Genomic DNA, 13,585 nt, shown 5'->3' on the forward strand with positions numbered 1-13,585 from the left:
GTGGTGGGCGTCACAGCGCCACGCTGCTGTTGAGCTGCATGATCGGCAGCAGGATGGCGAGCACCACCGTCAGCACCACCGCGCCCATGACCAGGATCATCAGCGGCTCGAACAGCGCCAGGGCCATGTCGACGCGGCGGTTGAAGGTGCCCTCCTGGGCGTCGGCGATGCGTTCGAGCATGTTGTCTAGGGTGCCGCTGGCCTCGCCGCTGGCGACCATGTGCAGTAGTGAGGGCGAGAAGCGCCCCGACTCCTGCATCGCCCGATGCAGGCTGACCCCGCTCTCGACGCGCTGCTCGATCAGCGCCACCGCCTCGCGCATGCCATGGTTGCCCAGGGTGTCGCGGCTCACCCGCAGCGCCTCCAGCAGGGCGATGCCGCTGCGGGTGAGGATTGCCAGGGTGCGGGTCAGGCGCCCGGTGTCGAGCAGCCGGATCAGCTCGCCCAGGCGCGGCAGGCCGAGCAGCAGGGCGTCGAGCCGCGCCCGCGGCGCCGGTCGGCGCAGCACCCGTATCGCCAGCGGCAGGCCGAGCAGCAGCAGCGCGAGTAGCCACGGCCCTAGGCTCAGTGTCAGCTGGGAGAGGCCGATCATCAGCCGGGTCAGCCACGGCAGCGCCATGTCGGAGCGCTCGAACTGCTGCGCCAGGCGTGGCACCACCCAGGTCATCAGCCCGCTAATCACCGCTAGTGACACCCCCGCCAGCACCAGCGGATAGACCAGCGCGGTGCGCGCCTTCTGACGCTGCGCCTGGACCCGCTCGAGGTGGTCGGCCAGGCGTTCGAGCACCAACGCCAGGCGCCCGGCGCGTTCGCCGGCGGCGACCAGCGAGCGGTAGAGCAGATCGAAGCTCGCGTGGGGCTTCAGGCTGTCGGCCAGCGAGTGGCCCTCGCGCACCCGGTTGCCCACCGCCAGCAGCAGCGCCCGTTCGCGCTGGCGCTCGGCCTGGCGGGTGAGGGCGTCGAGGGCGTCGCTGAGCGGGATGCCGGCGTCGATCAGCGTCGCCAGCTGGCGCGTGAGCAGCGCCAGGCTGGTGGTATCGAGGCGCCCGCGGCCTGCGCTGCGACCTGGGGCATCGGCGCCCCGCACCAGCGCCAGCCGGCGCGGGAACAGGCCACGCTCGTGCAGCAGCTGGCGCGCCTGGCGCTCGCTCTCGGCCTGCAGCACGTCGCGCTGGCGGCGGCCGTCGGGGCTCAGGGCGACATAGCGATAGGTAGGCATGGACCCTCCCCAGTAGCGATGTCGATATGGCGCCCGTCACGCATCGCGACGGTCATGACGGGCATCGATGGCGCCGTAGTCTGACCCACGGACGATGGCAGTTTGAGGTCAGCGCGGGCCGCGCGCTCAGCGGTGGATCGCACGCAGCACCTCGTCGAGGGCGGTTTCGCCCGCAGCCAGCCGCGCTAGCGCCGCCTGCGCCAGGCTCTGGGCGCCGGCCTGGCCGAAGGCGTACTCGGCCAGCGCCGCCTCGGGGGCGCGCTCATGGATCAGGCCGGCCAGATGGGCGTCGATGGGGATGAACTCGTAAAGGCCCAGGCGCCCGCGATAGCCGCTGTGGTCGCAGCTCTCGCAGCCCTGGGACTCGGCCAGGCGCGGTAAGGTCTCGATGCCGGGCAGCCACTGGGCGTCGTCGGCGCGGCGCGGGCGCCAATCGCTGCACGCCGGGCACAACCGGCGCACCAGGCGCTGCGCCATCACCCCCTTGAGGCTGGTCGCCAGCAGGAACGGCTCGATGCCCATGTCGCGCAGGCGCGCGATCGCCCCCAGCGCGCTGTTGGTGTGCAGGGTCGAGAGCACCAGGTGGCCGGTGAGGCTCGACTGCACCGCGGTGGCGGCGGTCTCCAGGTCGCGGATCTCGCCGATCATGATCACGTCCGGGTCCTGGCGCAGGATGGCGCGCAGGCCGCGGGCGAAGGTGAGCCCGGCGTGGGGGTTGACCGGAGTCTGGCCGATACCCGGGATGGCGTACTCCACCGGGTCCTCGACGGTGAGGATATTGCGGCTGCGGTCGTTGAGCGCATTGAGGCTGGCGTAGAGCGTGGTGGTCTTGCCCGAACCGGTGGGCCCGGTGTTGAGCAGGATACCGTTGGGCTGCTGGAGCACCCGACGATAGCGCTCGAGCACCGCCGGCGGCATGCCCAGACGGTCGAGATCGAGCAGGGCCGCGTGCTTGTCGAGCAGACGCATCACCACCCGCTCGCCGTGGATACCGGGCAGGGTGGAGACGCGGATGTCGACGTCACGCCCGGCGGCGCGCACGGTGATGCGGCCATCCTGGGGCTGGCGCTTCTCGGCGATGTCGAGCCGCGCCATCACCTTGATCCGCGAGATCAGCACCGGCGCCAGCACTCGCGGCGGGCGCAGCGCCTCGCGCATGGCGCCATCCACCCGCAGGCGGATCACCAGCTCGCGCTCGAAGGGCTCGACGTGAATGTCCGACGCGGACAGGCGCAGGGCCTCGGAGAAGACGCCGTTGATCAGCCGGATCACCGGCGCTTCGTTCTCGCTCTCGAGCAGATCCTCGGCGCGAGGCAGCTCCTGCATCAGGCTGTCGAGGTCGACGTGCTCGGCCAGGCCCTCCAGCAGCGCCGCGTTGTCGGCACGCTCGCCATCGTGCAGCGCGGCCAGACGCGCCTCGAAGGTGTCGCCGTCGAGCCACTCGCAGCCCTCGGCGCGGCCCAGGCGACGCTGGATGTCCTGCAGCACCTCGAGCTGCAGCGGCGATGGCGTGTCGCGGCACAGCAGGCGGTAGCCATGGATGCCCGGGGCCAGCGCCACCCCGGCGCGCTTGGCCAGCCGGTAGGGCAGTGGCGCTAGGTCGTCGCCGGCGGTGAGGGCCGCGGTCGCGGTCATGGCGCCAGGCTCCCCAGGCGGCTGCGCTGGTCGGGGAACAGCGCGCTCCAGCGCGGCTGACCCGGTGAGGCCGGCGCCGCTCCATCCCCACCGCCACCACCCGTTCCCGCGCCAGCCGACGACCTGTCGGCGGCGACCGTGCTGGCCACCTCCCAGGGCGCCAGCGCCTGATCCTCGTCGAAGCCGGCGAGCAGCTGCTGGGCGCGCATGTAGCGGTACTTGTCGGCGGTGGCGCTGTCCATCTGGGCGGCGTCGCGGAGCACCCGGGCGCGGATGAACACCATCAGGTTGCGCTTCTCCTGCTCGTCACGGTCGTACTGGAACAGCTTGCCGATCAGCGGGATGTCGCCCAGCAGCGGTACTTGTGCCGAGGTCGAGTTGCCGGCGTTGCTGATCAGCCCGCCGAGCACCACGATGCCGCCGTCGCGGGTGATCACCGAGGTCTCGATCTCGCGCTTGTTGGTGACCACGTCGGAGGCCTGGACGTTGGGATCGATCGACGACACCTCCTGGACGATATCCATGCGGATGGTGTTGTCGGAGCTGATCGAGGGGCGGATGCGCAGGCTGACCCCGATGTCCTCGCGCTGGATGATCTGGTAGGGGTTCTCGTTGAAGGTGGTGGAGCCGGTGACGAAGGGCACCTCCTGGCCTACCAGGATGTAGGCCTGGGCGTTGTCGAGGGTGGTCAGCGAGGGGGTCGACAGCAGGTTGGTCTCGCTGTCGCTCTGCAGCGCGCCGAGCAGGGCGGCGAAGCTCACCCCGCTGTCGCTGATCCGGCCGACGCCGGCGCTGGCCCCGGTGATGCTGCCGAGCAGCCGCGCCAGCTGGCTGGTGTCGTTGCGCGCGGCGGCGCCGGCGATGGCGTTGATCCCCGGCTGGCCGTCGGCGGCGTAGTTGAAGCCGCCCACCGGCACCGTGCCGCTGCCGGAGAGATCGCCGAACAGCCACTGCACGCCGAGGCGCTTGGCGCGAGACTCGGTGATCTCGGCGATGATCGCCTCCACCGCCACCTGGGCGCGGCGGATGTCGAGCTGCTTGATGATACTGGCGTAGGCGTCGAGCCGCGCCGGTGGGCCGATCAGTACCAGCGCGTTGGTCGAGGGGTGGACGGCGAAGCCGACCGCGTCGTCGCCGCTGCCGAGGGTGCCGGCGACCGCGGCGTTGCGGCTGGTGGCGTCCGGCAGTGCCGGCAGCCCGCCGGTGCTGGTGTCAGCCATGGCGCCGAGACTGCCTCCCTGCAGTGCGCTATCACTACCGCCGGCGCGCTGGAGCAACTGCTGCACCTGACTTTGGGGATTGACGCTGTCCGCGTTCTGGGGGCGTTCGCCGGTCAGCCCGCCGAGGACCGCGACCACCGATTCGGCGCTGACGTTGTCGAGATAGATCACTCGGGTGTTGCGCTGCTGGGTCCGGGCCTGGGGCGCATCCAGCGAGGCGACGAGCTGGCGCACCCGGGCCAGCCCGGCGGGATCGCCGTAGGCCACCAGGGCATTGGCACGCGGGTTGGCCACCACCTTCACCTGACCGCCGCCCTCGCGTTGCATCAGCGTGTCCAGGGTGCCGGCGAGCTCGTCGGCGGAGGCGTGCGCCAGTGGCAGCACTGCGGCCTGGAGGTCGCGCTGGCGGTCGAGACGCCGGGCCAGTTGGGTCAGTCGCTGGAGGTTGTCGCGCCAGTCGGTGACCACCACCAGGTGGCTCTCCGGCCACGGCGTGACCGTGCCCACCTGGCTGTCGACCAGCGGCTGCAGCACGTTGGCCAGGGTCGCGGCGTCCAGGTTGCGTGTCTCGATCACGCGGGTGGCGACGTTGGCCCCCTCGGCGGCATCGGCGAACGGCAGCGGCTGGGTGCGCGAGGCCTGGGCCGGCACGATGCGCACCCGACCGTCGCCGAGCGGGACCGTGGCATAGCCGTTGATCTGCAGCTCGCTCTGAAACAGGCGGTAGAGCTCGTCGGCGCTCAGCCGTCGCTGACTGGTCAACGAGATGTTGCCCTGGACCCGCGGGTCGACGAGGAACTCATGGCCGGTGATCCGCCCGACGCTGTCGATGAATTCGCGCAGGCTGGTCTGCTGGAAGTCGACGTCATAGCGCGGCGCGGCGTCCGTCGTGGCGCTGGCCGCCTCGCCCGCGGGCGCCTGGGCCAGGGCAGGGGGCGGAACCAGCAGCGCCAGCAGCAGCGTGACCACCAAGCGATACGGCAGGGGCCTCATGGGGATGACTCCGAAAGCGTGGATGAAGAGGCGGCGGCCGGGGCGGCGGGCGAGATCCCCCCGCTCGGTGCCGCGGGCGGCTCGGGCCAGGGCAGCCGCTCCAGCCGCCCGCCGCGGGACAGCACCACGCCCTCGCCATCGATACGCGCCAGGGTGATGTCTGCGGCGATGCGGTCGCCCGGCATCAGTGCGCGCTGGCCGTCTGGGGTCGCCAGCACCACCAGCGAGTCCGAGCCGCTTGCGCTAAGTGCCCGACCGACCACGTGGTAGGGCAGGTCGGTGAGCGGGATGCGCCGGTCCGCCGCGGATGCCTGCCGCTGCCAGGCGGCGGGTATCGGCGGCAGCGCGGCGGGGTCGAGAACAAAGGCCGTCGGCGGCAAGGCAGGGGCGGCGGGGGCCAGCAGCCGTGCCGTGCCGGTCAGCGCCTGGGCCGCCAGCCACGCCAGCAGACACAGCGCCAGCCACTGCGTCAGCGCACGCATCCGGGGCAGGACCATCATGCGCTCAGGCGCGCCTGGGGATGCCAGCCGGGATGCCCCTCGACGTAGCGCGCCTCGATGCTCGGCGGCGTGGGGGCCGGTGGGGTGCCGCCATGGTCGCCGAGATAGCGCTCCAGACGTTGCCACAGCGGTTCGCCACTGGCCTGGAGGCGGGCGCTGAAGCTGCGCCAGGTGAGCCCTTCGGGCAGTGGGTCGAGATGGGCGCGAGCGCCCGGGGCAGCACCGTAGTCGAGCGTCCAGCGGGTCGACGAGAGACGCGGCAGGTCGCGGCTGTCATTGAGGATCAGCGGCGTGCCCAGGCTGCTGTCCAGCGCCCGTTCGAGCAGGCGCTTCAGCGCGTCGGGGTTTGGCGCGAGGTCGACGACCCGTGCCGGATGGCCGCCGCTCAGGCGCCACAGGTGATCGCGGGTGATCGTCTCGCCCGGGGCCAGCAGGGTGTCGTGACGCAGCCCCGGCAGCAGGGCGCGGGTGGCGTCGCTATCCGCGGTGAGGGCGGCGGCGATCAGGCCGTCCCAGCTGCCGCCGACGCTGTCGCGGCGCCACAGCCAGTCGGGCGCGCTGCCCAACGGGCGGTCGAGCCAGCCGGCGTAGGGGGTGCGCAGGGCGTCGAAGCGCGCCTGGTGTTGGGTGTCCACTGCAGTGTCGTTGCGCTGGAACTCGGCGTGGATCTGCCAGCCGTCCTGGGTGCTGCGGCAGCTGAGATGAAAGAAGCCGCTGGCGTGGCTGCCGGGCAGACACAGCGACACCGGGGCACCGTGGGCATTGTCGACCTCGATCAGACGGGGCCAGAAATCCTGGCCGCGGGCGGCCAGCACCAGGTCCACCTGCGGCAGCCTCCCGGCCAGCCAGCGCGCGGTGGCGCTGCCGGTATCGGCCAGCAGGACCACCAGCTCGGCCTCTGCGGCGGCCTCTGACACGCTCTGGGCCAGGGTCTGGTACCACTGGTCCAGGGAGCGGGTCTCGTCGACGGCGTTGGGGTCGCTGGCGCCGACCACCGCTACCCGCACGCCGTCGCGCTCGAAGAGGGTCGCCGCGCTGACGCCGGCGGGCGGCGCGGCCAGGTTGCCCAGCACCGGGCGCGCATAGTCGCGATAGAGCGCCGCGGCACGCTGTGGCCACAGCACGCGCTCGTCGCTGCTGACCCGGGCATCGCTGGCCAGCAGGCGGCTGGCGGCGACGCCGGCGCTGCCGGTGGCGAGATGGCCAAGGCCGCTGCCGCTCCAGCACTGGCCGTTCTCCAGCGTCAGGGTGCGCTCGGCGCCGAGTTCCCGGCGCAGTCGGTCGAGCTGCGCGGCCAGCCCGCCATAGCCGGCGGTGTGGCGTCTGGCGGCGCTGCGCGGTGTATAGAGTGCGGCCCACTCGGCGCTAGCACTGCCCGCCAGCGTGGTCACACCGTCCGCAGTTGCCCAGGGCGCGGCGCCGAGCAGCGACGCTGGGCCGAGGTAAGTGGCGGGGGCGACGATGCGCGTGGGGCCGAGGCACTCGAGGGTGTCGGCGAAGTAAAGGAACTCGACCTGGCGCCCAGGGGCCGGCGTCCGCGCAGTGTCTGTCAGCGGCGTGGCGCAGCCGCTCAGCCCGGCGCCGAGTCCGGCACCCAGCAGGGCGCCGACCAGGCGACGGCGGCTGGAGTTGCAGCCTCGGCCGGTGGCGGCCTGGGCGGCGGTGGAAAGGGGGTCAGTCATGAGGCTCCCGCGAATGAGTCAACGCGACGTACGGTCTTCGCCGCCGCCGGACTCGGCATCCTAATGATTGGGAGATGACGGTTTCGTGACTACGCAACGGGCGCGGCGCTGCCGACGGAATCGTCATGGTGTTGTCACGTTGCTGCTCTAAGTTACCTCCGGTAACGCAGCCCGGTGACCAAAGGCACCGGGATGCCAAGTGGCCGGCGGCGCGCATCGCCGGCCCGGGTGCCGTTGACTAGCAGACCGTCATTAGTGGATCACTCAGAGTAGAGGGGATACCCCATGAGCAAGGAAATCGAGGATCACCGCGTTCTCAATCAGAGCAGCAACGAGCCGTTCTCGTCGGTACTCTCACGCCGTGTATCGCGTCGCGGCGTCATGCAGGGGGGGGCGGGGCTGGCTGCCATGGGCCTGCTCGGCGGCTTCGGCCTGGCCGGTTGCAGCCGCGACGATGACAACGGCGGCTCCAGCAACGGCTCGCCGGAAGCCACCCCGCTGGCGCTGGCGTTCGCCTCGATCCGCGGCTCGCGCACCGATGCGGTGGTGGTGCCCGAAGGCTACGTCGCCCAGGTGCTGATTCCCTGGGGCACCCCGCTCGACAACAGTGTCGGCAACTGGTCGGCCAACCTCCGCGTGACGCCCGAATATCAGGCAGCCAGCGTGGGCATGCACCACGATGGCATGCACAACTTCGCGCTGAGCGACGAGAGCGCCTCGCGCGAGTTCATCATGGCGCTCAACAACGAGTACATCGACCAGGACGCGCTGTGGGCGCCCCAGGGCGGCCCGACCAATGCCGACAGCGGCGCGCGTCCGGCCAACGAGGTGCGCACCGAGATCAACGCCCACGGCGTGACTCTGGTCAAGCTCATGCTCGACGCCAACGGCCAGTGGCGAGAAGAGCGTGGCTCGCGTTACAACCGTCGTATCACCTCGGCCACGCCGATCGAACTCGCCGGACCGGTACGCGGCAGTGACTACGTGGTGACCGCCTATTCCACCAACGGCACGCACACTCGCGGCACCAACAACAACTGTGCCAACGGCTACACACCCTGGGGCACCTATCTTACCTGCGAGGAGAACTGGCCCGAGGTCTTCACCAAATCGAGCGGACGCTATCGCGACGACGACCGCCTGGGGCTGCCCGAAGGCCGCGGCCGCTACGGTTGGGAGACCGCCCAGGGCGGTTCCAATGGCGAGTTCGTGCGCTTCGATGCCACCCCGAGTGCCGCCTCCGCCGCCGGCGACTACCGCAACGAGCCGCGTACCTTCGGCTATGTGGTGGAGATCGACCCCTATGGCAATACAGACAGCGTCGACACCGAGACCGCCGCGCTCAAGCGCACCCATATCGGGCGCTTCCGCCACGAGGGGTGCTGGCCGGGCAAGGTGATCGAGGGCGAGCCGGTGGTGTTCTACTCTGGCCACGACTCGCGCAACGAGTACATCTACAAGTTCGTCTCCAAGGCCAATTGGGATCCCAAGGACGCCAATCGCCCGGGGCAGGATTACGACCGCCTGGCGATCGGTTCCAAGTACCTCGATGAGGGCACCCTCTACGTGGCACGCTTCAACGCCGACGGCAGCGGCGACTGGCTGCCGCTGACCCCGGATGCCACCACTCGGGATGGCAAGTCACTGTGGCAGGCGCTGGAACTGGCCAACGAGCGCGATCTCGCCGGGGTGATCATCAACACCTGTGACGCCGCCGACTTCATGGGCGCGACGCCGATGGACCGCCCCGAGTGGGGCACCGTCGACCCGTCGTCGGGCGAGGTCTACATGACCCTGACCAACAACTCCAAGCGCACCGCCGAGGGCACCGACGCCACCTACACCAGCGGTGGCAGCGACGCCGAGGCGCTTGGCGCGGGCTATGCCACGGCCCCGGTCAATGCCCCCAACCCGCGTCCGGACAACGAGGGTGGCCAGGTCATTCGCTGGCGCGAGCCTTCGCCGTCGGCCACCGGCTTCGAATGGGAAGTGTTCGTCTTCGGCGCCGCCGAGAATGATCCCGACAACTTCTCGGGTCTCACCGAACTCAACCAGTTCGCCAGCCCCGACGGCCTGTGGTACGACGACCGCGGCGATGGCCGCGGCATCCTGTGGATCGAGACCGACAACGGCTACGAAAACGTCACCGACTATACCAACGACCAGGTGCTGGCGGTGGTGCCGGGCAGCGTCAGCCGCGGTCCGGGAGACAAAGCGGTCATCGATGCCGCGGACCAGGCCCAGCTCAAGCGTTTCGCCGTCGGCCCCAACGGCTGTGAGGTGACCGGTATCTTCGCCACGCCGGACAAGACCTCGCTGTTCATCAACATCCAGCACCCGGGTAACTGGCCGGCCGATCCTGACGCCAGCGTCCAGGATGCCACGGTCGCCACCACCTCGGAGAGTGTCCGCCCGCGGGCCTCCACCGTGGTTATCCGCAAGCGCGACGGTGGAGAGGTCGGGGTCTGACCCGCGGCTGTCCCACCACGCCAACCAACTCGCCACTCGAGTCTCGGGCCGCACTGCGCGGCCCTTTTCATTCAGGGAGATGCCAGCGGTAGGTGCCGAGGAAGGGCGCCGCAGCCCTGTCAGCGCGGGCCATATACAGATGAGATGAGCACACGCGACGTGAGCACCCAGGACGTAAGAACCAAGATGTGAAAACAGCCGATGTGCTGGTCTGGAGAGCGATATAGACCGCGATAGTGCTAGGTGCTGTCTGAAACGTCGACGAGCGAAGGCAAGACCGGGACGCGTAGCTAAGGCAAAGATCGGCGAAAGCGGACCGGGCTGGCGCTCCAGTTTACGCGGTGTCAATGAGCATGCGACTCGCTCCGCTCGCCCTTCGGGCCGTCCTTCGGACGTTCTGAACGTTGTTCAGTGAGCCGATTGTTCAGTGAGCCGATTTTTAACGCCGCATGGGCGAGCGCAGTACTTTTCAGACAGTGCCTAGGGCCGAGGATAAGTGATAGGGCTAGCGTCAGGCATCGCTTTACGGCTGCAGGAAACGCTGTGGAAGGGGGCCTGCCGCCGCGCCCTGGCCGGGCGCGACGGTAGCGTTCTCAGGCCTGGCTGGCGTAGGCGTAAAGCAGCGTTTCCTGGGCGCTGATCGGCTCGGCATCGCCGGGGTTGCGCAGCTGATACTGCCCCTCGGTGTCGAGCTCCCAGCTCTGGCAGTTGTCCAGTAGATAGGTGTCGAGATCCTTGCGTACCTGCTGCGCCACTTTTTTGTCCAGCAGCGGGAAGCAGGTCTCAACCCGATGGAACATGTTGCGTTCCATGGCATCGGCGCTGGAACACCACACGTCGTGCTTGCCGTCATTGTGGAAGTAGTAGACGCGGGTGTGCTCGAGGAAGCGGCCAATGATCGAGCGCACCCGGATATTGTCGGAGATGCCCGGAATGCCGGGGCGCAGACAGCACATGCCGCGAATGATCAGGTCGCAGATCACGCCAGCCTGAGAGGCCCGGTAGAGTGCCCGAATCAGCCTGGGCTCGGTCAGCGCATTGCACTTGATGACGAGCCGGGCCTTCTTGCCGCTTTCGGCCAGCTTGGCCTCGCGTTCGATCATTTCGATCAGCGCCTTGTGCAGCGTGAACGGTGCATGCAACAGCGTGTGAATCTTGCGCGGCTTGCCCATGCCGGAGAGCTGCTGAAACACCTTGTGCACGTCCTCGCACAGCGCCTCGTTGGTGGTCATCAGGCTGTAGTCGGTGTACAGCTTGGCGGTCTTGGCGTGGTAATTGCCGGTTCCCAGGTGAGCATAGTGACGTAGCGCGCCTTTCTCGCGGCGCACGATATGCATCATCTTGGCGTGAGTCTTGTAGGCCATGACGCCGTAGATAACGATGGCGCCGGCCTCCTGCAGCCGGGAAGCCAGTACCAGATTGTCGGCCTCGTCGAAGCGCGCGCGCAGCTCGATGACCACGGTCACTTCCTTGCCGCCGCGCGCGGCTTCCACCAGTGCGCCGACGATCGAGGAGTCGGCGCCGGTGCGGTAGAGCGTCTGCTTGATCGCCATCACGTCGGGGTCGCGTGCCGCCTGGCGCAGCAGATCCTCTACCGGATTGAACGACTGGAAGGGGTGGTGCAGCAGAATATCGCCCTGGAGGATGGCGGAGAACAGGTTGACCTCGCCGCGCAATGGCTTGGGCAGGCCCGGAGTGAAGGGTCGGTAGCGCAGATCGGGGCGCTGTACATCGCCGAGCACGGCCATCATCCGGGTCAGATTGACCGGTCCATTGACCCGGTAGAGGTCCTCTTCACCAAGCTCGAACTGCTTGAGCAGAAAGTCGATCAGGCTGTCGGGACAGTTGTCGGCGACCTCCAGACGGACACCGCTGCCATAGCGTCGTGCCAGCAACTCACCGCGCAGTGCCGAGGCCAGGTCCGAGACTTCTTCGGGATCGACCGACAGGTCGGCATTGCGGGTCAGCCGGAACTGGTAGCAGCCCCCCACCTCCATGCCGGGAAAGACTTCATGGGCATGGGCGTGGATCATCGACGACAGAAACACGTAGTCGGTGAAACCCTCCTCGCAGAGCGCCGCCGGCAGCCGGATCAGTCGCGGCAGCGAGCGTGGGGCGGGCAGAATCGCCATGCCGCCCTCGCGGCCGAAGGCATCGGTGCCATCGAGCTCGACGATGAAGTTGAGGCTCTTGTTGACCAGCCGAGGAAACGGATGCGAGGGGTCGAGTCCGATCGGGCTGATGACCGGTGCGATCTCCTCCTCGAAGTAGTCCGCGACCCAGGCGGCCTGCTCGGGTGTCCACTGAGCGCGACGTCGAAAACGGATCTTCTGCTCTTCCAGAGCCGGTACCAGCACATCGTTGAGGATGCGGTACTGGCGTTCCACCTGCTCATGAGCGATGCGTGAGACTTCCTGCAACACGCGGATGGGCGGCATGCCGTCGGCGCCGGTCTCCTCGTGGAACGAGGCCAGCTGATGCTTGAGCCCGGCGACCCGAATTTCGAAGAATTCATCGAGATTGGAAGAGACGATCAACAGGAACATCAGGCGATCGAGCAGCGGGTGCGAGGCATCCAATGACTGCTCGAGCACGCGGATATTGAACTGCAGATGTGACAGTTCCCGGTTGAAATAGAGCGCCGGGTCATCGAGATCCGCATGGGAAGAAGGCGTTTGCTTGGCGTGAATGCCCTTGCGCGTGCGGTTGACGCGCAAGGGTGCCGTGTTCATCTCGTCACCGATAACCGCCAGCGGGATATCGGTATCGGTAGAGGTGTCGGGCGTGTCGGGTGTGCCTGAGTCTGTCATGAGAAGTCTCCGGTACCGGGGTAGACACGCCCGCGGTCCTCAGGATTTGAGCAGTTGTGCGGCGCGTTTGGCAAAGTAGGTCAGGATGCCGTCGGCGCCCGCGCGCTTGAAGCAGGTCAGCGATTCCAGAATCACGCTGTCCGCATCCAGCCAGCCATTCTCGAAGGCGGCCATGTGCATGGCGTACTCACCGCTGACCTGATAGGCAAAGGTGGGCACGCCGAACGACTCTTTCACGCGCTGGATCACGTCCAGGTAGGGCATGCCCGGCTTGACCATCACCATGTCGGCGCCTTCCTGAATATCCAGGGCGGTTTCGTGCAACGCCTCGTTGGTGTTGGCCGGATCCATCTGGTAGCTGAACTTGTCGGCCTTCCCCAGGTTGGCGCTGGAACCGATGGCATCGCGGAACGGGCCGTAATACTTTGAGGCGTACTTGGCCGAGTAGGCCATGATCTGGGTCTCGTGGAGCCCTTCGCGTTCGAAGGTGGCACGAATCTCGCCAATCCGACCGTCCATCATGTCGGATGGCGAGATCACGTCGGCGCCGGCTTCGGCGTGGGACAGTGCCTGCTTGATCAGCGCCTCGATGGTGCGATCGTTGATCAGGTAGCCGTTGTCGTCCGGTACGCCGTCCTGACCATGGGTGGTGTAAGGATCGAGCGCCACGTCGGTGATGATGCCGAGTTCCGGGAATCGCTCGCGCAGCGCCCGGATCGCACGCTGAATCACGCCATCCGGATTCCATGCTTCGGCCCCGTCGAAGGTCTTCTTTTCCGCCGGCGTGAACGGGAAAAGATCGATCGCCGGAATACCGAGCTCGACCAGCTCCTCGGTCTCGCGCAGCAATTCGTCGATGGACAGTCGTTCGACACCCGGCATCGAGGCGACCGGTTCGCGGCGTTTCTCGCCATCGAGGACGAACACGGGAAGAATCAGGTCGTCCGTCGTCAGTGTCGACTCTCTGGCCAGGCGGCGGGAAAAGTCGCTCTTGCGCAGACGACGCAGGCGTGTGGCCGGATACTGACGAGGAAGGTTGTAACGCATGAATCTCTCC

General features: G+C 68.2%; 7 protein-coding genes. 1 reads left to right on the forward strand and 6 read right to left on the reverse strand.

Features of this window, described 5'->3' with window-relative positions; translation table 11 throughout:
* Positions 1–10 precede the first annotated feature (10 nt).
* The 4 genes from gspF to DOM36_RS16480 all read right to left on the reverse strand — a co-directional run bounded on the left by gspF (position 11) and on the right by DOM36_RS16480 (position 7,249).
* Positions 11–1,219, reverse strand: coding sequence for a type II secretion system inner membrane protein GspF (gene gspF, locus DOM36_RS16460; protein WP_110643742.1), 1,209 nt, complete (start codon positions 1,217–1,219; stop codon positions 11–13).
* A 126-nt stretch (positions 1,220–1,345) separates the two neighbouring features.
* Positions 1,346–2,854, reverse strand: a complete 1,509-nt coding sequence (locus tag DOM36_RS16465; protein ID WP_110643743.1) for an ATPase, T2SS/T4P/T4SS family — start codon at positions 2,852–2,854, stop codon at positions 1,346–1,348.
* The gene (gene gspD / locus DOM36_RS16470) at positions 2,851–5,067 is read right to left on the reverse strand and encodes a type II secretion system secretin GspD (RefSeq protein WP_110643744.1); all 2,217 of its coding nucleotides are present in this window, start codon (positions 5,065–5,067) and stop codon (positions 2,851–2,853) included. Before gspD ends, DOM36_RS16465 begins: the two co-directional genes overlap by 4 nt.
* 496 nt (positions 5,068–5,563) lie before the next feature.
* On the reverse strand, positions 5,564–7,249 hold the full coding sequence (locus tag DOM36_RS16480; RefSeq protein WP_110643746.1) for a lipoprotein UxpA: 1,686 nt from the start codon (positions 7,247–7,249) through the stop codon (positions 5,564–5,566).
* Positions 7,250–7,534: 285 nt separating this feature from the next.
* Between DOM36_RS16480 and DOM36_RS16485 the strand changes: the two genes are divergently transcribed.
* The gene (locus DOM36_RS16485; RefSeq protein ID WP_110643747.1) at positions 7,535–9,718 is read left to right on the forward strand and encodes an alkaline phosphatase PhoX; all 2,184 of its coding nucleotides are present in this window, start codon (positions 7,535–7,537) and stop codon (positions 9,716–9,718) included.
* 593 nt (positions 9,719–10,311) lie between these two features.
* Here the strand turns inward: DOM36_RS16485 and ppk1 are convergent.
* Together ppk1 and hemB are read right to left on the reverse strand one after the other, a co-directional pair.
* Positions 10,312–12,450: a polyphosphate kinase 1 gene (gene ppk1, locus DOM36_RS16490; RefSeq protein WP_075568402.1), complete on the reverse strand. Its 2,139-nt coding sequence runs from the start codon at positions 12,448–12,450 to the stop codon at positions 10,312–10,314.
* A gap of 117 nt (positions 12,451–12,567) precedes the next feature.
* Positions 12,568–13,575 (reverse strand): porphobilinogen synthase, encoded by a 1,008-nt coding sequence (hemB, locus tag DOM36_RS16495; protein ID WP_110643748.1) that lies wholly within the window; start codon positions 13,573–13,575, stop codon positions 12,568–12,570.
* Between the last annotated feature and the right edge of the window lie 10 nt (positions 13,576–13,585).

The organism is Salinicola sp. CPA57 (assembly GCF_003206035.1).
Classification (GTDB): Bacteria; Pseudomonadota; Gammaproteobacteria; order Pseudomonadales; family Halomonadaceae; genus Salinicola; species Salinicola socius.

What these genes read in the sequence shown, in the direction of transcription:
- gspF (WP_110643742.1), bottom strand. Translation starts at nt 1,219, where the DNA reads ATGCCTACCTATCGCTATGTCGCCCTGAGCCCCGACGGCCGCCGCCAG.
- DOM36_RS16465 (WP_110643743.1), bottom strand. Translation starts at nt 2,854, where the DNA reads ATGACCGCGACCGCGGCCCTCACCGCCGGCGACGACCTAGCGCCACTG.
- gspD (WP_110643744.1), bottom strand. Translation starts at nt 5,067, where the DNA reads ATGAGGCCCCTGCCGTATCGCTTGGTGGTCACGCTGCTGCTGGCGCTG.
- DOM36_RS16480 (WP_110643746.1), bottom strand. Translation starts at nt 7,249, where the DNA reads ATGACTGACCCCCTTTCCACCGCCGCCCAGGCCGCCACCGGCCGAGGC.
- DOM36_RS16485 (WP_110643747.1), top strand. Translation starts at nt 7,535, where the DNA reads ATGAGCAAGGAAATCGAGGATCACCGCGTTCTCAATCAGAGCAGCAAC.
- ppk1 (WP_075568402.1), bottom strand. Translation starts at nt 12,450, where the DNA reads ATGAACACGGCACCCTTGCGCGTCAACCGCACGCGCAAGGGCATTCAC.
- hemB (WP_110643748.1), bottom strand. Translation starts at nt 13,575, where the DNA reads ATGCGTTACAACCTTCCTCGTCAGTATCCGGCCACACGCCTGCGTCGT.